This window comes from Streptomyces sp. NPDC036815 (genome assembly GCF_055609205.1).
Window position 1 is genome coordinate 116,423 of the sequence record NZ_JBVJPW010000015.1, and the last position, 23,454, is coordinate 139,876.

Here is a 23,454-nt window from a genome sequence, read left to right on the forward strand (position 1 = left end):
TTCACTTCTTGGCGCGCGCCGCGACCGCCCTGGTCAGGTAGGTGACTTCGAGCTTCTGCGCGTCCGCGAGGCGCTCGCGGATGAAGTCGAGGAACTGCTCGAACTTGGCGTCGCCGAGCTGGACGCGCACGTCGTTCACCGACTGCCACAGACCGATGTAGTGGTCGACGGTCTGCTCGACGGAGTGGCGGCCCTCCAGGACGACGACGTCGTCGAAGCGCGGGCTCGCGTTGAACTTGTCCGACAGCTCCTTGATCATCTGGGGGTGGGCGGAGGTGATCCGCTTGCGCTCCCCCATGAGGCGCTTGAGTTCGTTCTCGATGTCCACGAGAACGGGGTTCACCTCGATCAGCCGCGGGTTGTAGAGCGCGACGAACCAGCCGCCCGGGCGCAGCACGCGGCAGAACTCCGCGGTGCCCACCTCGAAGTCGACCCAGTGGAAGGAGGACGCCATGCTGATGAGGTCGGCCGAACCGTCCGGCAGGCCGGTCTTCTCGCCCTGTCCGGCCCGCCACTCGATCGAATAGCCCGCCGAGTCCGAGATGCCCTCGGCCCGCATGTTGTCGTTCGGCTCGACCGCGGTGACCGAGCGGAATCCGCCGTCCGCCACGATGCGGGTCCACAGGCCGGTGCCCGCGCCGACGTCGACGGCGTCCAGTTCGGCGGCCGGACGGCCGACCAGGCCGATCAGGGCGTCCCGCACCGAGGTCGCGTACCCCTCGCGGTACTTCGAGTAGTCCTTCGCCAGGTCGGTGAAATCTCCGTGCTTAAGCTTCGTCGACGTCGTCATGCGAGGCAGAGCTCCTTTTATTCTTCACTGAAAACAGAAAAGCCTTGGCAAGGCTCATCGGACCCTCACGCCACCGCGGAACTCAACCGCTCCTCGTGCGCGAGTCGAATCATGGTCGCCGCGGCCTTGGGGTCGATGTCCCCGTAGTTGGTGACGACGAGATCGGGATCGGTCGGGAACTCGGCGGACTGCCCGATTCCGACGATGTCCTTCGCGTCGTTCCCGCTGTAGACGCCCTTGCTGTCCCGGCGCTGGAGTTCCTCGACGGGAACGTCGAGCAGCACCTCGAAGTAGTCGGGCTGGTTCTCGCGGTTCCACCGCTGCACCTCGTGGAACAGCGAGATCGTCGCGACCACGACGACATGCCCCTGTCCCGCGAGCAGTTGCGACAGGCGCCCGTAGGTCATGGACGCCTTTATCCGGCTTTCCCGGTCGAAACCGGAGGTCATGCCGAGCGCGGTCCGCACCTGGTTCCCGTCCAGCAGAATCGGCTGCTGACCGCGCTGGAGCAGCTGTCGGACGAGTTCGCGCGCGACCGTCGTCTTGCCGGCTTCGGCAAGCCCGGTCACCCAGATGACCGTGCCGCCGGAATCGGCGCCTCCAACCCCGTTGGCTCCCATGGATGGCCTCCCTCAGTGGACGTACGGTCGGCGGAACGCTTCACAGCACGACTGTGCTGCTGTAAAGTTCCTCAGAAAATTTTGGGCACCGAAAATTCACCATGCATTACCGCAGGCACATTCCTGCGCGCATTACTCAAGGGATTCCGAGTGGCCCCATGAAATGGACGCTGATCGAGCGACCCCGTCAGTATTGTCCCGGCGTTTACCGGGCGTCCAATATCTGTTCGTACTGAAGCCTAGATCGGTCAGTTATGGAGATACGCCAGCTCGAGTACTTCGTCGCGGTCGTCGAGGACGGCAACTTCACCAGAGCGGCCGCCCGGGTCCATGTGACGCAGCCGGGAGTGAGCGCGCAGATCCGGCGCCTGGAGCGGGAACTCGGATACGAACTGCTCGACCGGTCCGGCCGCACGGTCCGCCCCACCGCCGTGGGCGAGGCCCTCCTGCCCTACGCGAAGGCGGCGTTGGCCGCGGTGCGCAACGCCCGGCTCGCCGTCGACCAGGTGGCCGGGCTGCTGCGGGGCCAGGTGAACGTGGGCATGGTGACGGTGGTGGCGTCCCTGGACGTGCCCGGAATGCTCGCGGACTTCCAGGCGGCGCACCCCGCCGTGGAGGTGGCCCTGCGCCAGGGCAGCACCGACGACCTCGTCGACGGGCTCAAGGACGGCGAACTCGACATGGCGTTCCTCGGCATGGCCGTGGAGCCCCCGGCGTTCCTGCGCACGGAGGTCGTCCACGCCGACCCGCTCGTCGCGGTGCTGCGCGCGGACGACGAGCTCGCGGAGCGGGACTCCCTGCTCCTGAAGGACCTCGCGTCCCGCCAGCTGATCTCGCTGCCGAGCGACAGCGGCACCCGGCGCCGTCTCGACACCTCCCTGGCCACGGCCGGAATCGACGCGCCGATCGCGTTCTCGGCGAGCGATCCCCAGGCGCTCGTGGACATGGCGGCGCGCGGATTCGGAGTGGCGATCCTGCCGCGCGGCGCCGTCCGTTCAGCGGGCGACGACCTGCGCCTCGTACCGTTCGCCGACCCGGACATGCACGGGCGGCTGTATCTGGCGTGGCCGGACGACCGGACGATCGACCCGGCGGCGCAGGCGGTCGTCCAGCATGCGCTCGACCGCATTCAGGAACGGGACGAGGCGGCGCGGAACGCGTACTGACGCTACGTCAGCACCTGGCCCGCAAGTGCCCTCCCGTGCCCGCCCGGCCGCCCGTCACTTCACCGGCTGCGGCTCACCGGCCTCGACCCCGGCGTCCTGCGGCGGCGGCTTGGCGGCCAGGAAGTCCTTGGCGCGGATCAGGAAGAAGGAGAAGACCGCGCCGACCAGAGCCACGACACCAGTGACGATCAGCAGGTCGTTGAGCGCCTCGGCGTACCCGGAGTGGAGCGCGGTGGCCACCTGCTCCCGCAGCGGCGCGGGCATGTCGTCGCTCAGGCCGGAGACGTTGCCGTGCTCGACGGCGGCGGCGATGGCCGGGGCGCGGTCGGCGAGTTCCGGGACGGCCGAGAGGTTGCCGATGACGTCGTCGTGCAGCGACGCCGTGAAGATGGAGCCGAGTACGGGGATGCTGGCGGCCATGCCGACCTGGCGGAAGGTGATGTTGATCCCCGACGCGGTGCCCGCCCGGTCCGGCGTGACCACGCCGACGGCGGTCGAGGCGAGCGGCGGGTTCACGACGCCGCTGCCGATGCCCGCCACGACGAAGCCAGGGATGAGGTGGACCCAGCTGCTCGACGCGTCGTTGCCCGACATGAGGAGCAGCCCCGCGCCGACCAGGAAGAGCCCCGGGCCGATGAGCCACTTCACCGGCAGGCGGCTGCTCAGCCGCCCCGCGATCGTCGACGCCACCAGGGCGCACACGCTGATCACCAGCAGCCGCACGCTGGACTCCAGGACGGAGTAGCCGAGCCCGTTCTGCAGGTACAGCACGAGGTAGAGGAGCATCGCGAACAGCGAGCCGTTCATCGTGAACGCGGCGACCGAACCTCCGACGAACGTCGGGGTGCGGAACAGCGACAGGTCGAACAGCGGCTGTGCGGAGCGGAGTTCCACGATCAGGAAGGTGACCAGGAGCACGGCGGCCGCGCCCAGCCACATCACGACGTCGGTGTTGCCCCACTCGGTCTCGCCGGCCCTGATCAGACCGTAGATCAGCGCGACGAGTCCGCCGGTGAAGAGGACGAAGCCCGGCCAGTCCAGACGCAGCTTGCGCCGTACCGGGGACTCCTCGACCTGCCACAGCGTCACCAGGATGGCGAGGAGTCCGATCGGTACGTTGACGAGGAAGATGCCCCGCCAGCTGATGTTGCTGGCGATCAACCCGCCGAAGACGGGCCCGAGTCCGGTGGCGATGCCCGTCACCGCGCCCCAGATGCCGAACGCCACGCCCCGCTCCTTGCCGGTGAAGTTCCGGGCGAGGAGCGCCAGTGACGTGGCGTACATGACCGAGCCGCCGATGCCCTGCGCGGCGCGGGAGAGGATCAGCATCAGCGGAGTGGAGGAGACGCCGCAGAGCAGCGAGCTGACGGTGAAGACGGCGAGTCCCACCAGGAACAGCTTGCGGTAGCCGAAGCGGTCGGCCAGCGAACCGCCGACCAGCAGCATCGCGGCGAGGGTGAGCGAGTAGGCGTCGACCACCCATTGCGCGTCGGCGAAGCTGGTGTCGAGCCCGCTCTGGATCTGCGGCAGCACGACCGTGACGATGGTGGCGTCCAGCAGGATCATGAAGGTCGATGCACAGACGACCACCAGGGTCCACCATCGTTTGGCCATCACCGATCTCCCCCACATCTGTCGCTGACGTGCGCGAACGTGAACCGGGCGGAGCCCGGCCGAACCGCGCCCGGCCGTGCGGTACTTGGCCGGGCCGTGCCTACTTGGGCTGGATGAACTCGGGCTGGTCGAGGATGCGCAGCCAGGAGCCGTCGGGCTGGCGGCGGACCACCTGGGCGCGGGCGCCCGTGCCGTCCTTCGGCGGGGTCGACGTGAGCGCGATGTCACCGTTGATCAGAGTCGGAAGGGGCTCCTCCGGCTCGAACTTGGGGTTGCGCGTCATCGCCATCTCCCACAGCTTGCGGATGGCTTCGCGCCCCTCGGTGATCTGCCCGGGCGGGAAGGCGACGACCGCGTCCTCCGCGTAGAGCTCGGCGACGCCGGTCGCGTCGCCCTTGTTGGCGCGCTCCACGAACAGACGCGTAATGTCTTCCGGCTTGTAAGCCTTCTCGTATTCGGACACAGGGGGGCCTCTCGTTCAGAGCTGATTTCCAGCACCGACCAGCTTGGTCGCGCGGAACAGGCAAGTCCAACTCCCATTACTTCTGGCTGCCAGAAGCAATGGATCTGGATCGGCCCCGCGGTCCAGCCCGCGGCACGAGCGGCTGCGGCACGAGCGGCTGCGGCTCAAGTGACCGCGGCACGGGGGACCGCGCCACGAGCGACCGCGGCACGAGCGACCGCGGCAACTGAGGAATTCCTCAGTCACCACGCCGGCGCTCCCGCCGTACCATCACTGCCCTCGGCAAGCAGCCCGCCCCCTGCCGACGGTCGGCGCCGCGCCCTCTCCTCCCTTCCCCCACCCCGCACACCGAAGACGGAGGCACCCATGTCATCCATGCGATCCACGCGATCCACGTCCTGTCACACTCCGCACATGCACCGTCACGTCACGCGAGCGTCGCGATGAGGGTCGACGTCGCCTGGTGGCATCTGGACGGCACGCCGCAGACCATCGAGTCGATGCGCGCGCACCTGCGGGAGAACACGCTGGATCACTGGACCAAGGTGCCGGGCCTGCGGCTGAAGATCTATCTGGCGGACCGTGAACAGAACCGGTGGGGCGCGATGATGCTCTGGGAGCACGAGCGGCCGCCGCTCGACCAGATGCCGCCGAACGCGGCCCTCGCACTGATCGGCCGACCGCCGGACGTGCGCGTCACCTTCGAGGCGGAGGGCACGGTGGAGGGCGTGTACGAACTGGCCACACTGCAGGCCCTCGGCCCCGCTTTCGCCGGTGTGGAGACCGTCGGCCGACCCCTGGGCCAGGCCGTCGGCGATCCCGTCGGCGCCGACGGAATGTGACGGCCCGACGGTGTTGACACGACGGAATGGCCCCGGTTCCAATGTCCTCGGTTTTCTCCCGGGGAGACGATTTCCGAACCGCGCTCCCCGCCTTTTCCCCCACCAATTCCGGGACCGCCACCCCGACTTCCGCACCGACTTCCGCATTGACTTTCGCATTGACTTCGAAATGGACCCCATAGCCGGGAGGGCAACGACCACATGACGTCGAACACCTGGGATGTCCTCGACCTCCCGCCCGGCACCCGGCCCGACCCCGACGCCTACATCAAGGCCGCGATGGAGTGGCACTTCGGCCCCGAGACCGGCTCTCCGTACTGGCTGGAGCGCGCGAAGTCCCTGGACTTCGACCCGCGCACCGACATCTCCACCCACGCCGACCTCGTACGCTTCCCCAACGTCGCCGCCGAACTGCGCACCGTCCCCGCCGAGGACCTGATCCCGCGCGGATACGGCGAACACCCGGACGTGCGCGGCGTCTTCGAGAGCGGCGGCACCACCGGCGCCCCCAAACGCGTCGTCCTGCTCGGCGACTGGCGCGAGCGCCTGCTGGCCTGGACCAGCGAGCAGCTCGACGCACACGGCTTCCCGCGGGGCGCAAACTGGCTGGGAATCGTTCCCACAGGGCCGCACATCGTGGGCGAGCTCTTCCGGGGTTCGGCGACCACCCACGGCACCCACGGGTTCACCATCGACCTCGACCCGCGCTGGGTGAAGCGGCTGATATCCGAGGGCCGCGGCAGCGAGGCCGACGACTACGCCGAGCACGTCGTCGACCAGGCGGCGGAGGTGCTGCGCTCCCAGAACATCGGCATCCTCACCGTCACTCCACCGGTCCTCGAGCGGATCTCCCGGCGCGACGATCTCGTGGAGCTGATCAACGAGAAGGTGCGGGCGATCCGTTGGGGCGGCACACAGCTCGACCCGGACTCCCGCCACGTGTACCGGACGGAGATCTTCCCCGACACCGTCTTCTCCGGGAACTACGGCAGCACGATGATCCTGGGCTTCGCGGGCGAACGCCCCGGCCTCGGCGACGACGACCCCTGCGTCTTCGACACGCTGAGCCCCTACGTGACCTTCTCGGTCGTCGACCCGGAGACGATGCGCCCGGTCCCGTACGGGGAGCGCGGCCGCGTCGTCGCCAACCACGTCAGCAAGTCGTTCCTGCTCCCCAACAACCTCGAACGCGATCTCGCCACGCGCGTCGAGCCGCTCGACGGCGGCCCCGGCGACTCCGTGGCCGACATCGCCCCCGTCTCCAGGTTCGAGAACGAGGACGTGGTGGAGGGGGTGTACTGATGACACCGGCACCCGTACGGGACAACCCGCCCCTCCAGCTCGACGCGCTCGGCCCGCGCGGCGGGTTCCGGGCCAGGAACCGCCAGTCCGTCACGGACGTGACCGGCGCTCCCGTCGCCGAACTGAGCCTCGTACCACCGCCGTTCACCAGCCGCACGATGTCGGCGCTGCGGCGCGCGGAATCCGCGCCGTCCGAGGAGCGGATACGGCGGATCGCCGCGGCCGCCGACCTGTTCGCCACCGGCACCGTCGCAGGCCTGAGCGTGCCGGAGTACTGCCTGCTGGTCAGCCGCGTCGGAGGCGTCCCGCTCACCGAGGTCGCGTCGGCCGTCGACCGCATCGCCGAACGGCTCAGGGACATCGGGTCCGGCATCGCACAGGCGCGGCCCGCCGGCGCGGTGACCGACTGGCGCGACCCGCTCGCCCGGTCCGGCCGGGCCGTCCACACCCGGCGCGGCGACGTGTTCGCCGTCCACGCGGCCGGCAACCACCCCGGCACCCACAGCCTGTGGCCCGAGGCGCTCGCGCTGGGCTTCCGCGTCGCGGTCCGGCCCTCCCGCCGCGAGCCGTTCACCCCGCACCGGCTCGTCACGGCGCTGCGCACCGCGGGGTTCGGGAACGACGAGATCACGCTGCTGCCCACCGACCACGCGGGTGCCGACGCGGTCCTGCGCGGCGCCGACCTGGGCCTGGTCTACGGCGGCGAGGACGTCGTCCGCAAGTACGGCGCCGATCCGACCGTCCTGCTCCAGGGACCGGGCCGCTCCAAGATCCTCCTGACGGCCGACGTCGATTGGCGCGACCACCTCGACACCCTCGTGGACTCGGTCGCGGGACGCGGCGGCACGGGGTGCGTGAACACGACGGCCATCCTGGTCGAGGGCGACCCGGCCCCCCTGTGCGAGGCGCTCGCCGAACGGTTCGCGGCGCTGCCCAGCCTCCCGCCGGAGCACCCGAAGGCCGTCCTGCCCGTCCAACCGGCCGCGGGCGCACGGGCGATCGCCGCGTACGTGGAGCGCCGTGCCGCCGGGGCGAGGGCCTGGCTCGGCGCGGACACGGTCGCCGACGAACTGGGCGACGGCAGCGCGGTGTTGCGTCCCGCCGTCCACCAACTCGACCGCGCCGGCGCCCCGCAGCTGGGCGCCGAGCTCCCCTTCCCCTGCGTATGGGTGGCCCCTTGGCGCCCGGCGGACGGCATCGCCCCCCTACGGGACAGCCTGGTCCTCACCGCGCTGACCGCCCAGGAGCCGCTCCTCGACCGGCTCCTCGCGGAACCGACCATCGCCAACCTGTACGTCGGCGACCACCCGACGCACTGGATGCGCCCCGGGCTGCCGCACGACGGGTACCTCGCGGACTTCCTGATGCGCACGAAGACGGTGATACGGGACTGACCGCGCGGGAGCGGGTCGGCCGAGGAACAGCAGGAGGCCGCCCCGCCCCGCAGTGAGCGCTCACTTCAGCGCGGCGCGGCTGTTCACTTCCTGTGCGACGTTGAGCCAGACCTCGCCACAGGCCCGGGCCACGTCCGCCACCATGTCGACGCAGTGGGCCGGGACGCTCTCGATGAGCCGGGTCCACTCGTCCTGCGGGAGGGTGGCGGCGTCAAGCAGCCGCAGCAGCAGGCGGCCCGAGTCGGTGAAGCGGATGGAGGGGTCGCGCTTCAGGATCGGGATCAACTCCGCGGCGACGGGCGCGACGGACGCGACGGCTGCGGACGTCGCAGGCGGCGCGGCCCCTTCCACGGGGTCGGGTGCCACCCGGGCCGACACGGAGGGCGTCGTCGCACGGCCGGTCACCACCTGCGCGGGCACGGTCGCGCCCGGCGTGCGGTCGGGCGCGTCCTGCGTGAGGTCGCGCGCGTCCTGCCGCGACGAGCGCGGCCGCGGCAGGTCGAGGTCGTCCTGCTCCAGCTTCCTGCGCACGTCACGGGCGGTGGACCGGGACACGCCCGCGGCACCGGCGATCTGCCGCAGCGTGGCGTCGGGATGGGCCCGGATGAACTCGCCCGTGGCGGCGCGCGCCCCGGAACCGTCGACCGGCCGCGTCCGTCCGTCGCGGCCGATCCGTACGGGCGCGGCGGGCAGCCCGTCGCCGAGCCGGCGCCGGATGCTGCCGACCGTCTTGGGCGAGAGACCGGCGAACGAGGCGATCATGCGGTCCGACCAGTGCGGGTGGGAGTGGATGATCCGCGTCGCCGCCACGTTGCGGTCGGCCCGGGTGAGAGGCAGCCCGTGGGTGGTGTTCGCCTGCACGGCGACGACGAAGACGTCGGCCTCGTACCCGTCGAGGAACCGTACGTCGATCTCCCGGTCCCCGCGCAGCACCGTCGCCCGCAACCGGTGCATGCCGTCGATGACCCGCATCGTGGGCCGGTGCACGAGGATGGGCGGCAGGTCGGCCCCGGACTCGGCCAGGACCCGGATGTGGTCGACGTTCTCGCCGACGAGGCGTGGCGAGTCGGCCGACCAGAGCAGGTCGACGGCGACCCGTTCCACGGGCAGGGAGTGCGGCCGCACGTCCCACGGCTTCTGCCGCCGCATTTCTTCTGTTATGTGCTCCGGTATCCCACTCCTGTTCCCACTCCCATTCCTGTTCCCATTCCCGTTCGCCTCGTCTTCCGCAACCTCTGTCGACTCGCTCGCATACATGAACCCATCGCCCCCTGTTCAGAGTTCGCATGGAGAAAGTAGTTGTTCACTTAAATTACCGTCCGCGTACCTGCGGGAGCCACTGGGAAAGGTGTCACGCAAAATCAGACTGCACGACTTCAAGCCAAATTTTCCAAACGGCTTGACAGCCCTACCCCTCCAATGCAAGGAGGCAAATCCCCACCCCCTTACTAGAATCAGCAGGCATGGAACTCAGGCAGCTCGAATACTTCGTCGCAGTGGCCGAGGAGGAGAACTTCACCCGTGCCGCCGAGCGCGTGCACATCAGCCAGTCCGGGGTGAGCGCCCAGATCAGGCAGTTGGAGCACGACCTCGGGACGTCCCTGTTCGACCGCTCGGGCCGCACCGTCCGGCTCACCCCCGCAGGGGTCGCCGCACTGCGGCACGCCCGGTCCGCACTGGCCGCCGCCGACGCCGTCCGTCAGGCGGTGGACGAGGTGAACGGCCTCATCCGGGGCAGGCTCGTGGTCGGCATGGTGACCGCCTGCACGGTCACGCCGCTCTTCGACGCACTGTCCGCGTTCCACCACCGGCACCCCGGCGTGGAGATCGTCCTCCTCGAGGACGCCTCCGACCGCCTGCTGGAACGTCTGCGCGCGGGCACCGCCGACCTGGCCCTCGTCAGCACCTCCGGCACACCACCGCCCGGCCTGGAGGCGTACGAGATCATCCGCGAGCCCCTGGTCGCCGCGATGCCACTCGGCCACCCGCTCTGCGAGCAGCCCCGGGTGACCCTGAAGGACCTGGCCCGGCACTCGGTGGTGAGCCTCCCGGCCGGCACGGGGGTGCGCAAGGTCTTCGACGACGCGTGCGCGGCGGCGGGCGTCGACATCGAGATCGCGTTCCAGGCCGGCGCACCCAGCGCGATCGCGGACCTGGCCATCCGCGGCCTGGGCGTCGCCATCCTCTCCGAGTCCCTGGTGGCCCAGCACCGCCCCCGCCTGACGACCCGCCCCATCGAGGACATCCACACCGAGCCCGTCCTCTCCCTGGCCTGGTCCTCCACGGAGAACCCGGCCCTGCGCGAACTGGTCCACCACTGCCGCCAGTCCTTCGCCCGCCCGTCCCCCCTGGCCCCGACCCCCGAATCGGCCCCCACGTCGGTGCCACAACCGACGCTGTCGCCGCAGTGACCACCTGAACGACAGAACCCCAGCTCAGAAGAGTCTGAGCTGGGGTTCCAGTGGAGCCGCCTTCGGGATTCGAACCCGAGACCTACGCATTACGAGTGCGTTGCTCTGGCCATCTGAGCTAAGGCGGCACGCCGTCCGCACCATCGTGCGATCAGCAACGCGGCCAAGTCTACACAGTTTTCGGGGGTGCTCCGCACACCCCCTCGTCGGGGCTATGAGCAGCGCTTTCCGTCCTTCGGGACGGTGCCCTTCAGGAGGTACGCGTTGATCGTCGAGTCGACGCACTCGCTGCCGCGGCCGAACGCCGTGTGGCCGTCGCCCTCGTACGTGAGCAGGTGGCCGGAGGAGAGCTGGGAGGCCAGGGCCTTCGCCCAGCGGTAGGGGGTCGCCGGGTCACGGGTCGTGCCCGCGACCACGATCGGGGCCGCGCCCTTCGCCTCGATGCGGTGCGCCGTGCCCGTGGCCCGCACCGGCCAGTACGTGCAGTTCAGCGAGGTCCAGGCGAGGCCCTCGCCGAAGACCGGGGAGGCCTTCTCGAAGGCGGGGAGCGCCTTCCTCACCTCGTCCGGGGAGCGGAAGGCGGGCGGCAGGTCCAGGCAGTTCACGGCCGCGTTGGCGAACATGAGGTTCGCGTACTTTCCGTCGCTGTCCCGCTCGTAGTAGCCGTCGGAGAGGGCGAGCAGGCCCGAGCCGTCCCTGTTCCTCATCGCCGAGGTGAGCGCGTCGCGCAGCTGGGGCCAGCCCGCCTCGTCGTACATCGCGGCGATCACGCCCGTCGTGGCGAGCGCCTCGCCGAGCTGCCGGCCGCTGCTGTCGCCCGTGCTCAGCGGCGTGCCGTCCAGTTCGCCGAGGAAGGCCTTGAGGCGCTTGCCCGCGTCCTCCGGGCTCTTGTCGCCCAGCGGGCAGTCCGCGCCGCGTGCCACGCAGTCCTTCGAGAAGGACCGGAAGGCCGTCTCGAACCCGGCTGTCTGGTCCTCGTTCATGCGGCGCGCGGAGAGCGAGGGGTCCATCGCGCCGTCGAGGACCAGGCGGCCCACCCGCGCGGGGTAGAGCTCGGCGTACGTCGCGCCGAGGAACGTCCCGTACGAGGCGCCGACGAACGACAGCTTCTCGTCACCGAGCACCGCGCGCAGGACGTCCATGTCGCGGGCCGCCTCGACCGTCGAGACGTGCGGCAGGATGTCGGCCGACTGCTGCTCGCAGCCTGCCGCGAACGCCTTGAAGGCGGTGCTCAGGTCATCCGTCTCGCGCCGGTCGTCGGGGGTGACGTCGGTCTGCGTGTACGCGTCCATCCGCTTGCCGTCGAGGCAGGTGACGGGTTCGCTGCGGGCCACACCGCGGGGGTCGACGGCCACCATGTCGTAGTGGGCGCGGACCTCCTCGGGGTAGCCGAGACCCGCGTACGACTGGAGGTAGCCGATCGCCGAGCCGCCGGGGCCGCCGGGGTTGACCAGGAGCGAGCCGAGGCGGCCGCTCTTCTTGGTGGCCTTCTTGCGGGCGACCGCCAGTTTGATGTCGCCGGCCTCGGGCTCGGCGTAGTCGCGCGGCGCCTTCATGGAGGTGCACTGGAAGCCGGGGACACCGCACTCGTGCCAGCTCAGCTTCTGCCCGTAGTACGGGGCGAGCTCGGCCGGGACCGAACGGGACACCGACGCCAGGGCGGTGTCCGCCGTCGAACTCCTCGCCGAGCAGCCGGAGATGAGCAGCCCGGCGGTCACGAGCAGAGTGCCCCACGTGCGGAGCGAAGGGTGACGGCTGCGACGGCGGCGACGGCTGGTGTCCATCACGCGAGGGTAACTCTCCGCGAGGTGACGATCACTCATGGCGCTCGTACGAGTGACTCCGTCAACCGCTCACAGCTCACAGCTCACAGCTCAATCAACCACTCGCCGCGGGCTGGACCCCACCCCTCCGGTCACCCCGCCCGCAGCGCCATCGTCATCGCCTCGACGGCGAGCAGCGGTGCCACGTTGCGGTCCAGGGCGGTGCGGCAGGCGCCGATGGCCTCGATGCGGCGCAGCGTGGCCTCGGGCGAAGTGCCCAGGGCCATCCGCTCCAGCATGTCCTGCACCTCGGTGTTCGCGATCGCCACCCGGGAACCCAACTGCAGCGCCAGCACATCGCGGTAGAGCCCGGTGAGGTCGATGAGCGCGAGTTCCAGACTGTCGCGCTGCGTCCGGGTCCTGCGGCGCTTCTGACGGTCCTCCAACTCCTTCATCACGCCGGCCGTGCCGCGCGGCATCCGGCCGCCCTGTGCCGCGCCGAGCGCCGCCTTCAGCTCCTCGGTCTCCTTGGTGTCGACCTCCTCGGCGACCTGCTTGGCGTCCTCGGAGGCCGTGTCGATCAGTTCCTGCGCCGCCTTCAGGCAGCCGCCGATGTCCGCCACCCGCAGCGGCAGCTTCAGGACGGCGGCCCTGCGCTCCCGCGCGCGCGGGTCGGTGGCCAGCCGCCGGGCGTGACCGATGTGCCCCTGCGTGGCGCGCGCCGCGGCCGCCGCCACGTCCGGCTCGATGCCGTCTCTCCGTACGAGCACGTCGGCGACCGCGTGCACCGGCGGCGTACGCAGGGTCAGGTGGCGGCAGCGGGAACGGATGGTCGGCAGCACGTCCTCCAGGGAGGGCGCGCAGAGCAGCCACACGGTGCGGGGGGCGGGCTCCTCCACGGCCTTCAGGAGGACGTTGCCCGCGCCCTCGGTGAGGCGGTCGGCGTCCTCGAGGACGATGACCTGCCACCGTCCGACAGCGGGCGAGAGCTGCGCCCTGCGGACCAGTTCGCGGGTCTCCTTCACGCCGATGGACAGCATGTCCGTGCGCACCACTTCCACATCGGCGTGGGTGCCGACGAGGCTGGTGTGGCAGCCGTCGCAGAAGCCGCAGCCCGGGGCGCCGCCGAGCGCGCGGTCCGGGCTCGTGCACTGCAGGGCGGCGCCGAAGGCGCGCGCGGCGGTGGCCCGTCCGGAGCCGGGCGGGCCCGTGAACAGCCAGGCGTGCGTCATCTTCGACGCCTCCGGCGGCGGGGTGCCCGCGCTGGTCGCGGTCACCAGCGCGTCGGCGTCCCGAGCGGCGGCAGCCAGCTGCTCGCTCACCCGCTCCTGACCCACCAGGTCGTCCCACACGCTCATGGGGTCACCGCCTTACGCTGCGCTCTGCTCCGGCCCGGGCACCGGATTCCGGTCCGGCACCGAGGCCCGGTGGTCCGACACCGGACTGCCCATTGTGGAGGACGCCACTGACAATCCCGGCGCCGCGGGCCGTCGCGAGGCCCAGCGGCCTCACCGGCCCCACCCGCCTCGTCGGCCTCAGCAACCTCAGCGGCCCTTGCGTCCGCGGCGCCCCCGCCTGCCCTCGCTCTGGTTCTGCTCGTCCTCGTCCTCGGCCTCGCCCTCGTGCGAACCGAGCAGTTCGTCCGCCAGCGACGGCAGGTCGTCGAGCGGCGTCTCCTCGGCCCAGTCGGAGCGGGAGCGCCGGGGCACTCCCTGCTCGTCGATCTGGGGCAGTTCGCGGGTCCGCTCGTTCGGGCTCTCGGACGCCTGGGAGGGACGCTCGTCCCTGAAGTACCCCGGCGGCACCTTGTCCTCCGAGACGGTCGGCAGCACCGCCGTCTCGTCCGCGGCGCCCTCGGGGGCGGGCGGCTGCGGCAGCACCTCGGTGTCCTCGGGGCCGGGCCCGTCGGCCGTGACCGCCGGCAGCACCGCCGTCTCATCGGCGGCCCCCGCGGGCTGCGTCACGACGGGCGTGGCCACAGTGGTCTCGTTGTCCGTCTCGGGCGGCTCCGCGGAAGATGCCTTGTCCTCCGTGGCAGCGGCCTTCTCCTCGGAAGCAGGCCTCGTAGACGCACCGGTAGCCGCAGAGCCCTTAGACGCTGAGCCCGTAGACCCAGAACCGGTAGCCGCAGGCCCCGCAGCCGCAGCCCCCGCGGAAACCGACCTCGAAGAAGCCGCCGCGGCCGCAGCCGCAGCCGCGGAGGCCGCCGCGAGGCGCCGCGCCTCCTCCGCCCGCAGCAGTGCCTCCTCGGCCTTCCGCTGCTTCTCGAGCCGCCGCTCCTCCGCCTCGGCCCGGCGCCGCGCCTCTTCCTCGGCCTCCCGGCGGCGCCGCTCCTCCTCGGCCGCCCTGACCTTCTCCTCGGCCAGCAGCCTGGCCTGCTCCTCCTCGGCCTTGCGGCGTGCCTCCTCGGCGCGCTTCTTGGCCTCCTCGGCCTGCCGCTCGGCCTCGCGGCGCTGGGCCTCTTCCAGCTCGCGGCGCTTGCGCGCCTCCTCCTCGGCACGGAGCTTGGCCAGCTGCTCCTGGCGCTCGCGCTCCAGGCGCTCCTCCTCGGCCTTGCGCGCGGCCTCTTCCTCGGCCTTGCGCCGGGCCTCCTCCTCGGCGGCCTTGCGGGCCTCTTCCCTGGCCTTCACCTCGGCCTCGGAGAGCGGGAGCACCACGTCGAGCCGGTGCCGGATCACGGTCGTGACCGCCTCCGGCTCCTGGGCGGCGTCGACGATCAGGTACCGCCCCGGGTCGGCGGCGGCGAGGGTGAGGAAACCGGAGCGCACGCGCGCGTGGAACTCGGCGGGCTCCGACTCGAGGCGGTCGGGCGCCTCCGTGAACCGCTCGCGGGCGGCCTCCGGGGACACGTCGAGCAGGCACGTCAGGTGCGGTACGAGACCGCCGGTCGCCCAGCGGTTGATGCGGGCGATCTCGGTCGGCGACAGGTCGCGGCCTGCGCCCTGGTAGGCGACGGACGAGTCGATGTAGCGGTCGGAGATGACCACGGCGCCGCGCTCCAGCGCGGGACGCACGACCGTGTCGACGTGCTCCGCGCGGTCGGCGGCGTACAGCAGAGCCTCGGAGCGGTGCGAGAGACCGGCCGACGACACGTCGAGGAGGATCGACCGCAGCCGCTTGCCGACGGGCGTCGCCCCCGGCTCGCGCGTGACGACGACCTCGTGGCCCTTGGCGCGGATCCACTCGGCGAGCGCCTCGGCCTGCGTCGACTTGCCCGCGCCGTCGCCGCCCTCCAGGGCGATGAAGAAGCCGGTGGCGCAGGTGCCCTGCGCCGGGTCGTCGCCGCCGCGCAGCGCGTCGAGCAGGTCGTGCCGCAGCGGTACGCCCTGCCGGTCGTCGGCCTTGGCGAGGACGATCGCGGCCACCGGCAGCAGCAGCGCGCCGACCAGCATCAGCGTGAAGGCGGCGCCGCCGTGGTCGAAGACGAACTTGCCGTTGACCATGCGGTGCGGGCCGATCGCCGCGGCGACCACCGGGGCGATCAGCGCGCCGAGCGCGAGGGTGAGCCGTACGACCGCGTGGAGGTGTTCCGTCGTGCGGGCCCTGCGATAGTCCTCGACCTCCTGGTCGAGCAGCGCGTGCCCGGTGTTCGCGGCGACGCCCGCGCAGACCCCCGCGAGGGCGAGGAGCAGCAGCACGGTCGTCACGTCGGGCACGAGGCCCGCGGCGAGCAGCGCGACGCCCGTGAGGGCGATGGCGAGCGCGAGCAGGCGGCGGCGCGAGAGCGAGGGCAGCACGGACGGCGCGGTGCGGATGCCGACGGCGGTGCCGCCGGTGAGGGCGAGGACGATCAGGCCGTACGTGACGGGTCCGCCGCCGAGGTCCTTGGCGTGCAGTACGGCGACGGCGACGGCGGCCGCGACGGCTCCGGCGACGGCGGCGCAGGCAAGGACGAGGAGCGGGATGGCGCCGGTGCGGCCCTTGTCCGGGCTGGTGCCGGTGCGCGGCCTGCGCAGCCCTTCGAGCGGGCTACGCGCGCGTGGCGTCTGCGCACCGGGAAGTTCGAGGAAGTAGACGATCGAGAGCGACGCGGCGAAGAGCCCGGCGGCCACGAAGGAGGCGAGCCCGGCCTGGTGCAGGTCGAACCAGTCGAGACCGGCGCCGAGGAGGTTCCCGATGAGCGTGATGCCGACGAGGATCACGGCCGCGACGGGCAGCGCGAGGAATCCCGTACGCAAAGCCAGGCGCCGCAGTGCGTCCATGTGGTCCGGCAGCGGCCTTATCGTCGCGCCCTCCAGGGGCGGCGCGGGCAGCAGCGCGGGCGCCGCGCTCTCCCTGGCGACGGTCCAGAAGCGCTCGGCGACGCCGACGACGAAGGACGTCACCAGGATCACCGCGAGGGCGTCGTCGGGCGTCCAGTCGATCCACAGCGGCGCGACGACCAGCAGCGCGGCCCGCACGCCGTCGGCCCCGACCATGGTCCAGCGGCGGTCGAGCGGTCCGTCCGGGGAGGTGAGGGAGGTGAGTGGCCCCAGGAGCACCGCTCCGAAGAGCAGCGTCGCGAGGACGCGCGCTCCGAAGACAGCGGTCACGGCGAGGGCCACCCCTCGGTAACCGCCGCCGAAGGCGCCTTCGGCGATGGCGGACTGGAGCGCGAGGATCACCAGAACGAGGAGCGCGAGCGCGTCGCCGACACTGTCGACGAGGTGGGCGCTCCACAGCCGCTTCAGTGGGGGTACGCGCAGCAAGGCGCGGACGGCACGCTCTCGGGAATCTGCGACCAGGGCGTCGTCGGGGGCCGGGATTCCGGCCGTTGGCTGCTCGGCACGCGTCATCCGTCCAGCCTATCTGGACGGACTGACTCCCCGCCGAGCCACCCGAACAAACGACCGTCTGGTCCATCTGGTCCAGTTGCAGGCGGAACGTGCCGTTTCAGGGGGTGCACAGACCAGTGCCGGGCGCCTCCAGTGAGGCACCCGGCACCTTGGAAAAGCCGACGGAGGTCAGTCCTCCGAGGCCGCCTTGGACGCGGCCGCCGTCTTCTTGGCGGTCGTCTTCTTGGCGGTCGTCTTCTTCGCCGCGGTGGTCGTCTTCTTGGCCGCCGTCTTCTTGGCGGCGGTCTTCTTGGCGGGGGCCTTCTTCGCGGCGGTCTTCTTCGCGGGCGCCTTCTTCGCCGTCTTCTTGGCAGGGCCCTTCGCACGCTTCTCCGCGAGGAGTTCGTAGCCCCGCTCCGGGGTGATGTCCTCCACGGAGTCCGCCGCCCGCAGTGTCGCGTTCGTCTCGCCGTCGGTGACGTACGCGCCGAAGCGGCCGTCCTTGACCACGACCGGCTTTCCGCTGACCGGGTCCTCGCCGAGCTCCTTGAGCGGCGGCTTCGCCGCGGCGCGGCCACGCTGCTTCGGCTTGGAGTAGATCTCCAGAGCCTCCTCCAGCGTGATCGTGAAGAGCTGCTCCTCGGTGTCGATGGAGCGCGAGTCCGTGCCCTTCTTCAGATACGGGCCGTACCGGCCGTTCTGCGCGGTGATCTCGACGCCCTCGGCGTCGGCACCGACCACGCGCGGCAGGGACATCAGCTTGAGGGCGTCCGCGAGGGTGACCGTGTCGAGCGACATGGACTTGAAGAGCGAGGCGGTGCGCGGCTTGACCGCGTTCTTGCCGGTCTTCGGGGTGCCCTCGGGGAGGATCTCCGTCACGTACGGGCCGTAGCGGCCGTCCTTGGCGACGATCTGGCGGCCCGTCTCGGGGTCGGCGCCCAGCTCGAAGTCGCCGCTCGGCTTGGCGAGCAGCTCCTCCGCGTACTCGACGGTCAGCTCGTCGGGCGCCAGGTCGTCGGGGACGTCCGCGCGCTGGTGGTTCTCGGAGTCGCGCTCGCCGCGCTCGATGTAGGGGCCGTAGCGGCCGACGCGCAGCACGACGTCGTTGCCGACCGGGAAGGACGACACCTCGCGGGCGTCGATCGCGCCGAGGTCGGTGACGAGCTCCTTGAGTCCGCCGAGGTGGTCGCCGTCGCCGTTGCCCGCCTCGGCGGCGCTGCCGGAGCCCTCGCCCTCGCCGAAGTAGAAGCGCCGCAGCCACGGCACGGCCTGCGCCTCGCCCCGCGCGATGCGGTCGAGGTCGTCCTCCATCTTGGCGGTGAAGTCGTAGTCGACGAGCCGCCCGAAGTGCTTCTCAAGGAGGTTGACCACGGCGAACGACAGGAAGGAGGGCACGAGGGCCGTCCCCTTCTTGAAGACGTATCCGCGGTCGAGGATCGTGCCGATGATCGACGCGTACGTCGACGGGCGGCCGATCTCGCGCTCTTCGAGCTCCTTGACCAGGCTGGCCTCGGTGTAGCGGGCCGGGGGCTTGGTGGCGTGACCGTCGACGGAGATCTCGTCGGCGGAGAGCGGGTCGCCCTCGCTGACCTGCGGGAGCCTGCGCTCGCGGTCGTCCAGCTCGGCGTTCGGGTCGTCGGCGCCCTCCACGTAGGCCTTGAGGAAGCCGTGGAAGGTGATGGTCTTGCCGGACGCGCTGAACTCGGCGTCGCGGCCGTCGGCGGCGCGGCCACCGATCTTCACCGTGACGGAGTTGCCGGTCGCGTCCTTCATCTGGGAGGCGACGGTCCGCTTCCAGATCAGCTCGTAGAGCCGGAACTGATCACCGGTCAGGCCGGTCTCTGCGGGCGTGCGGAAACGATCACCCGACGGGCGGATCGCCTCGTGCGCCTCCTGCGCGTTCTTGACCTTGCCGGCGTACGTGCGCGGCTTGTCCGGCAGGTAGTCGCTGCCGTAGAGCTGCGTGACCTGCGTGCGGGCGGCGGTGACGGCCGTGTCGGACAGCGTCGTGGAGTCCGTACGCATGTAGGTGATGAAGCCGTTCTCGTACAGCTTCTGGGCCACCTGCATGGTCGCCTTGGCGCCGAAGCCGAGCTTGCGGCTCGCCTCCTGCTGCAACGTCGTCGTACGGAACGGCGCGTACGGCGAGCGGCGGTACGGCTTGGACTCGACCGAACGTACGGAGAAGTTCGTGTCCTGGAGCGCGGCGGCCAGCGAGCGGGCGTTGGCCTCGTCCAGGTGGAGGGTGCCCGTGCTGTTGGCCTTCAGCTGCCCGACCGAGTTGAAGTCGCGGCCCTGGGCGACGCGCTTGCCGTCGACCGTGGTGAGGCGGGCGACCAGCTGCGAGGGGTCGGAGGCGTCACCGGCGCGGCCGGTGCCGAAGGTGCCGGTCAGGTCCCAGTACTCGGCGGAGCGGAAGGCGATGCGCTCGCGCTCCCGCTCGACGACGAGGCGGGTGGCGACGGACTGCACACGGCCTGCCGACAGGCGCGGCATGACCTTCTTCCACAGGACCGGCGAGACCTCGTAGCCGTAGAGGCGGTCGAGGATACGGCGGGTCTCCTGGGCATCGACCATGCGCTTGTTGAGCTCGCGCGGGTTGGCGACGGCGCTGCGGATCGCGTCCTTGGTGATCTCGTGGAAGACCATCCGGTGGACCGGGACCTTGGGCTTCAGGACCTCGAGGAGGTGCCACGCGATGGCTTCGCCCTCGCGGTCCTCATCGGTGGCGAGGAAGAGTTCGTCGGAGTCCTTCAGGAGGTCCTTGAGCTTCTTGACCTGCGCCTTCTTGTCGGCGTTGACGACATAGATGGGCTGGAAGTCGTGCTCGACGTCCACGCCGAGGCGGCGCACCTCTCCGGTGTACTTCTCGGGCACCTCCGCGGCGCCGTTGGGGAGGTCGCGGATGTGCCCGACGCTGGCCTCGACTACGTAGCCGGGGCCGAGGTAGCTCTTGATCGTCTTCGCCTTGGCAGGCGACTCGACGATGACGAGTCGGCGGCCGCCCTGTGCGGTCTCGCTGGTCGGGGACAACTTCGCTCTTCTCTCCGGTCGACGCTCGGTGGCACTGCGCGGTGGTGTTGCCCTCGGCAGTGCGGTGGCAGTGCCCGCATGGCTTGCGTTGCGCTGTCGCTGCGGAGTGTGACGGTACATCCCGCCCCCGTGTCAAACGGGAAAAGCCCGCAACGGCCACTCGAACGGTAACCCGACTACCGCCATTCCTGCCGCCCGGAGTGGCGACCCGCTGTTTCGGCACCTGGCCCGGCCGCGGGCCGGGCCACACCTGCGTGATCTCCGGGGGTGGAGTGTCCGGCGGGTCGGAAGGAGAGGGTCCGCGGGGTGGGGAGGGGAGCGTCGGCGGGGTCGGGAGAGGAGCGTTTCACCGGGCCCGGAGCGGATCGGGCACCCTGCCGGGGCAGCGGGGCGCCCGCACGATCGGGGTCCGGTCGAACGGCCGCCCGGTCAACCGGAACGACCGGGTCCGCCGTGCCGCCGAGGCCGCGTCAGAGCCTCGTGAAGCACCACACGCCGAGCAGCAGCGCGCCCGATCCGGCGAGCGTGGCGAGTGTCACCGATGCGACGGGGCTCACACCCTGGGCGACGGGGGCGCGGTGCGCGACACGCGCACCGGTCCACAGCAGCAGTCCGGCGCCGAACAGCGCGAACACCGTCCCCGCGAAGATCGCTGGTCCGCTCTCCATGGTCTGCCTCCCCGTGCCGGATCCCCTGCGGGACGCCTTGCGGAACGCCCTGCCGGATGTCCGGTCGGATGGCCGGTCGGACGTCCGCGGGAGTCCCTGCCGGGAGGCTGACACGTACGGGAATCGGGAGTGCGAAATCGGGGTGAACGACGGACGGCCCCGCCGCCTCGTCCCCGCGCGGCCCGGCTCGCTACTCCCCGGCCGGCAGCAGGAAGCCCTGCTCCACGAGGAGCCTGATCTGCGCGGGCGTCCGGTCGCGCAGCAACACCGGGTCCTCTCCGACCAGTTGCGCGATGGCGTCGAGAATCCGCCCCGCGCTCAGCGAGCCGTCGCAGACGCCCGCGAACCCCGCGCCCACCGTGTCCACCTTGGTGGCGCGCCGCATCCCGCGGTTCTGGCGCAGCACGACGTGCTCCGGGTCCTCGGCGCCCGGCAGCCCGACCTGCTCCTGCACGACCTCGTCGGCGAGCTTGAAGTGCCCGGCGAGCAGCGCCGCGTCGTCGTGCGTCCGCAGGTACTCCTGGCGCTCGAAGAACTCCCGCACGGTGTCGCCGAGCGGCTGCTCGACGGGGTGCGGCCACTCCTCCACGGTGACGGACGGCTCGGCGGCCCCGCTCTTCCTGAGCGTGATCCAGCCGAATCCGACGGCCCGCGTGCCCCGTGCCTCGAACTCGTCCAGCCACGCGTCGTACCGCGCCGCGTACTGCTCGGGGTCCGTGCGGTGGTCCCCCGCGTCCCGCAGCCACAGCTCGGCGTACTGCGTGATGTCCTGCACCTCGCGCTGCACGATCCAGGCGTCGCAGTCGCGCGGCACCCAGGAGCGCAGGCGGTCCTGCCACTCCTCGCCGTCCACGTGCTGCCAGTTCGCCAGGAAGTGCGCGTACCCCCCTTCGTTCAAATGCTCCCCCGCCTCCTGAACGAGCGACCGGCACAGATCGTCCCCGCCCATCCCGCCGTCCCGGTAGGTGAGCCGGGCGCCCGGCGAGATCACGAACGGCGGGTTCGACACGATCAGGTCGTACGTCTCGTCGGCCACCGGCCCGAAGAGCGAGCCCTCCCGCAGGTCCGCCTCCGGAGCCCCGGAGAGCGCGAGCGTGAGCCGGGTGAAGCGCAGCGCGCGGGGGTTGAGGTCGGTCGCGGTCACGCGCGTGGCGTGCTGCGCGGCGTGCAGCGCCTGGATGCCGGAGCCGGTACCGAGGTCGAGTGCGCTCGCGACGGGCGTGCGCACCGTGACCCCCGCGAGGGTCGTGGACGCGCCGCCGACGCCGAGGACGACGCCTTCCTCGTGGCTGCCGATGCCGCCGGCGCCGCCGACCGCGCACCCGAGGTCGGAGACGATGAACCAGTCCTCACCGCTCGGCCCGCCGTACGGCCGCACGTCCACGGTCGCCCGCAGCGCACCGTCCGGCCCGGCGCCCCTCCCGTCCTCGGCCAGCCAACCGCTCTCCAGGAGCACGTCGACGGGCAGAACGTCCGCCACGCGCGCGTGCGGCACGGATTCCTGCAGCAGGAACAGGCGTACGAGCGCCGCGAGCGCGCCGTCCCCGCGCGTGGCCCGCAGCGCGGGCACGGTCTCGCTGCGGGCGAGCGCGGTGTACGCGGGCGCCCCGAGCAGCTCGAGCAGCCCGTCAGCGGTGAAGTCGGCGCCGAGCAGGGCCTCCCGCAGGGAGGCGGCGTGGTCGGACGAGGGCAGGGGGAGGCTGGCGTTACTCACTCCCCCATTGTGGCCCGCCCGGTGCGCCGACGCCCTCGGCGCCGGGTGTGGCGCCGAGGGCGTCGGGAACGTACCGAGGACGTCAGGAACGTACGGAGCCGGTCGAGCCCGGCTCTTGGCGGAGACCGCCGGCCGGGGAGCCCGCCGGGGCAGGCTCTCGGCGGAGACCGGCGGCCGGGGGCGGCCCGCCGGGGCTAGCTCTTGGCGGAGGGCGTGGCGGACGCGCTCTTGCAGCTGTCCTGCTTGCCCATCGCCTTGCCGACCTCCCCCTCCTGCAGCTTCTCCAGCGCTTCGTTGCCGCTCTTGCTCAGCTTGTCCAGCTCGCCCGCGACGTCCTTGAGGCCGTCCGCGAAGTCCGCCTGGTTCTTGGTGTCCAGGCCGTCGACCTGCTTCTTCAGGTCCCCGTACGACTTGGAGATGGAGTTGAGTTCCTTGACCGCGTCGTCCGCCTTCTTCTTCCCGTCGTCGGCCGGCGGCGCGCCCGCGCTCTTCACCGCGTTGCCCATCGACTTGTAGGCGTCGGACATGTCCTGGAACGCCTTGGAGTCGGTCTTCTGGACGTCGGACGGGGAGCTGTTGTCGGATGTCTCCTTCTGGATCGCGGCGTTGGCGTCCGCGATCTTCTTCGACTGGGGCTGGACCGAGTCACAGACCTTCTTGGCCCAGTTGTCGAGCTTCTCGTTGCCGTCGTCGCTGCTGCACCCTGACAAAGCGAGTACCAGTACCGCACCGCCGGACAGTGCGGCTGCAAGCTTCTTGTTCACCGGATTGGTCCCTTCCGTGGCTCTCGGCCCCGGAACTTACACGCCAACTGGGCGACAACCGCATGTCGGGGGACCGGTACTGCCGCTATTGCAGCCATTTGCACCAAGCGGCGCACGGCATGCGAGAGAAGGCTCACGAGGCCCCGCGCGCCCACC

Annotated in this window: 17 protein-coding genes and 1 tRNA gene; 5 read left to right on the forward strand and 13 right to left on the reverse strand. The window is 71.2% G+C overall.

Features of this window, described 5'->3' with window-relative positions; translation table 11 throughout:
* Nucleotide 1 precedes the first annotated feature (1 nt).
* The gene (locus ACZ69I_RS27120; protein ID WP_467674107.1) at nucleotides 2–790 is read right to left on the reverse strand and encodes a class I SAM-dependent methyltransferase; all 789 of its coding nucleotides are present in this window, start codon (nucleotides 788–790) and stop codon (nucleotides 2–4) included.
* Between the two features lie 65 nt (nucleotides 791–855).
* Nucleotides 856–1,410 (reverse strand): adenylyl-sulfate kinase, encoded by a 555-nt coding sequence (locus ACZ69I_RS27125; protein WP_467674109.1) that lies wholly within the window; start codon nucleotides 1,408–1,410, stop codon nucleotides 856–858.
* Nucleotides 1,411–1,664: 254 nt separating this feature from the next.
* On the opposite strand from ACZ69I_RS27125, the gene ACZ69I_RS27130 reads away from it, so the two are divergent.
* On the forward strand, nucleotides 1,665–2,576 hold the full coding sequence (locus ACZ69I_RS27130) for a LysR family transcriptional regulator (protein ID WP_467674111.1): 912 nt from the start codon (nucleotides 1,665–1,667) through the stop codon (nucleotides 2,574–2,576).
* Between the two features lie 54 nt (nucleotides 2,577–2,630).
* Here the strand turns inward: ACZ69I_RS27130 and ACZ69I_RS27135 are convergent, their stop codons facing one another.
* Together ACZ69I_RS27135 and ACZ69I_RS27140 are read right to left on the reverse strand one after the other, a co-directional pair.
* Entirely contained in the window at nucleotides 2,631–4,190 is a 1,560-nt protein-coding gene (locus ACZ69I_RS27135; protein ID WP_470835210.1) for an MFS transporter, read from the reverse strand.
* A gap of 100 nt (nucleotides 4,191–4,290) precedes the next feature.
* Nucleotides 4,291–4,653 carry a YybH family protein gene (locus ACZ69I_RS27140; protein ID WP_467674116.1) on the reverse strand — a complete coding sequence of 121 codons (363 nt, stop codon included), beginning with the start codon at nucleotides 4,651–4,653 and terminating at the stop codon, nucleotides 4,291–4,293.
* A 443-nt stretch (nucleotides 4,654–5,096) separates the two neighbouring features.
* On the opposite strand from ACZ69I_RS27140, the gene ACZ69I_RS27145 reads away from it, so the two are divergent.
* The 3 genes from ACZ69I_RS27145 (at nucleotide 5,097) to ACZ69I_RS27155 (ending at nucleotide 8,191) form a co-directional block, all read left to right on the forward strand.
* Complete coding sequence (locus ACZ69I_RS27145; protein ID WP_470835211.1) at nucleotides 5,097–5,495, forward strand: hypothetical protein; 399 nt, start codon at nucleotides 5,097–5,099, stop codon at nucleotides 5,493–5,495.
* Nucleotides 5,496–5,696: 201 nt separating this feature from the next.
* On the forward strand, nucleotides 5,697–6,797 hold the full coding sequence (locus ACZ69I_RS27150) for a phenazine antibiotic biosynthesis protein (protein WP_470835213.1): 1,101 nt from the start codon (nucleotides 5,697–5,699) through the stop codon (nucleotides 6,795–6,797).
* Nucleotides 6,797–8,191 (forward strand): aldehyde dehydrogenase family protein, encoded by a 1,395-nt coding sequence (locus ACZ69I_RS27155; RefSeq protein WP_470835214.1) that lies wholly within the window; start codon nucleotides 6,797–6,799, stop codon nucleotides 8,189–8,191. The genes ACZ69I_RS27150 and ACZ69I_RS27155 overlap by 1 nt, the downstream gene beginning before the upstream one ends.
* Nucleotides 8,192–8,251: 60 nt before the next feature.
* On the opposite strand, the gene ACZ69I_RS27160 is transcribed toward ACZ69I_RS27155, so the two are convergent.
* Complete coding sequence (locus ACZ69I_RS27160) at nucleotides 8,252–9,340, reverse strand: ParB/RepB/Spo0J family partition protein (protein WP_470835215.1); 1,089 nt, start codon at nucleotides 9,338–9,340, stop codon at nucleotides 8,252–8,254.
* A 314-nt stretch (nucleotides 9,341–9,654) separates the two neighbouring features.
* Between ACZ69I_RS27160 and ACZ69I_RS27165 the strand changes: the two genes are divergently transcribed.
* Nucleotides 9,655–10,602, forward strand: coding sequence for a LysR family transcriptional regulator (locus ACZ69I_RS27165; RefSeq protein WP_467674126.1), 948 nt, complete (start codon nucleotides 9,655–9,657; stop codon nucleotides 10,600–10,602).
* 51 nt (nucleotides 10,603–10,653) lie between these two features.
* On the opposite strand, the gene ACZ69I_RS27170 is transcribed toward ACZ69I_RS27165, so the two are convergent.
* From ACZ69I_RS27170 to ACZ69I_RS27205, 8 genes are all read right to left on the reverse strand, one after another.
* A tRNA-Thr gene (locus ACZ69I_RS27170) sits at nucleotides 10,654–10,730 on the reverse strand.
* Between the two features lie 84 nt (nucleotides 10,731–10,814).
* Entirely contained in the window at nucleotides 10,815–12,386 is a 1,572-nt protein-coding gene (locus ACZ69I_RS27175; protein ID WP_470835216.1) for an alpha/beta hydrolase, read from the reverse strand.
* Nucleotides 12,387–12,517: 131 nt separating this feature from the next.
* Nucleotides 12,518–13,723, reverse strand: a complete 1,206-nt coding sequence (locus ACZ69I_RS27180; protein ID WP_467674130.1) for a DNA polymerase III subunit delta' — start codon at nucleotides 13,721–13,723, stop codon at nucleotides 12,518–12,520.
* 186 nt (nucleotides 13,724–13,909) lie between these two features.
* On the reverse strand, nucleotides 13,910–17,140 hold the full coding sequence (gene tmk, locus ACZ69I_RS27185) for a dTMP kinase (RefSeq protein WP_470835218.1): 3,231 nt from the start codon (nucleotides 17,138–17,140) through the stop codon (nucleotides 13,910–13,912).
* 168 nt (nucleotides 17,141–17,308) lie between these two features.
* Entirely contained in the window at nucleotides 17,309–20,152 is a 2,844-nt protein-coding gene (gene topA / locus ACZ69I_RS27190) for a type I DNA topoisomerase (RefSeq protein WP_470835219.1), read from the reverse strand.
* A gap of 470 nt (nucleotides 20,153–20,622) precedes the next feature.
* The gene (locus ACZ69I_RS27195; RefSeq protein WP_361725907.1) at nucleotides 20,623–20,820 is read right to left on the reverse strand and encodes a hypothetical protein; all 198 of its coding nucleotides are present in this window, start codon (nucleotides 20,818–20,820) and stop codon (nucleotides 20,623–20,625) included.
* Nucleotides 20,821–21,010: 190 nt separating this feature from the next.
* Nucleotides 21,011–22,534 (reverse strand): DUF7059 domain-containing protein, encoded by a 1,524-nt coding sequence (locus tag ACZ69I_RS27200; protein WP_470835220.1) that lies wholly within the window; start codon nucleotides 22,532–22,534, stop codon nucleotides 21,011–21,013.
* Nucleotides 22,535–22,728: 194 nt separating this feature from the next.
* A complete protein-coding gene (locus ACZ69I_RS27205; protein WP_470835222.1) occupies nucleotides 22,729–23,298 on the reverse strand; it encodes a small secreted protein in 570 nt (189 codons plus the stop codon).
* Nucleotides 23,299–23,454 lie beyond the last annotated feature (156 nt).

What these genes read in the sequence shown, in the direction of transcription:
- ACZ69I_RS27120 (WP_467674107.1), bottom strand. Translation starts at nt 790, where the DNA reads ATGACGACGTCGACGAAGCTTAAGCACGGAGATTTCACCGACCTGGCG.
- ACZ69I_RS27125 (WP_467674109.1), bottom strand. Translation starts at nt 1,410, where the DNA reads ATGGGAGCCAACGGGGTTGGAGGCGCCGATTCCGGCGGCACGGTCATC.
- ACZ69I_RS27130 (WP_467674111.1), top strand. Translation starts at nt 1,665, where the DNA reads ATGGAGATACGCCAGCTCGAGTACTTCGTCGCGGTCGTCGAGGACGGC.
- ACZ69I_RS27135 (WP_470835210.1), bottom strand. Translation starts at nt 4,190, where the DNA reads ATGGCCAAACGATGGTGGACCCTGGTGGTCGTCTGTGCATCGACCTTC.
- ACZ69I_RS27145 (WP_470835211.1), top strand. Translation starts at nt 5,097, where the DNA reads ATGAGGGTCGACGTCGCCTGGTGGCATCTGGACGGCACGCCGCAGACC.
- ACZ69I_RS27150 (WP_470835213.1), top strand. Translation starts at nt 5,697, where the DNA reads ATGACGTCGAACACCTGGGATGTCCTCGACCTCCCGCCCGGCACCCGG.
- ACZ69I_RS27155 (WP_470835214.1), top strand. Translation starts at nt 6,797, where the DNA reads ATGACACCGGCACCCGTACGGGACAACCCGCCCCTCCAGCTCGACGCG.
- ACZ69I_RS27160 (WP_470835215.1), bottom strand. Translation starts at nt 9,340, where the DNA reads ATGCGGCGGCAGAAGCCGTGGGACGTGCGGCCGCACTCCCTGCCCGTG.
- ACZ69I_RS27165 (WP_467674126.1), top strand. Translation starts at nt 9,655, where the DNA reads ATGGAACTCAGGCAGCTCGAATACTTCGTCGCAGTGGCCGAGGAGGAG.
- ACZ69I_RS27175 (WP_470835216.1), bottom strand. Translation starts at nt 12,386, where the DNA reads ATGGACACCAGCCGTCGCCGCCGTCGCAGCCGTCACCCTTCGCTCCGC.
- ACZ69I_RS27180 (WP_467674130.1), bottom strand. Translation starts at nt 13,723, where the DNA reads ATGAGCGTGTGGGACGACCTGGTGGGTCAGGAGCGGGTGAGCGAGCAG.
- tmk (WP_470835218.1), bottom strand. Translation starts at nt 17,140, where the DNA reads ATGACGCGTGCCGAGCAGCCAACGGCCGGAATCCCGGCCCCCGACGAC.
- ACZ69I_RS27195 (WP_361725907.1), bottom strand. Translation starts at nt 20,820, where the DNA reads ATGGAGAGCGGACCAGCGATCTTCGCGGGGACGGTGTTCGCGCTGTTC.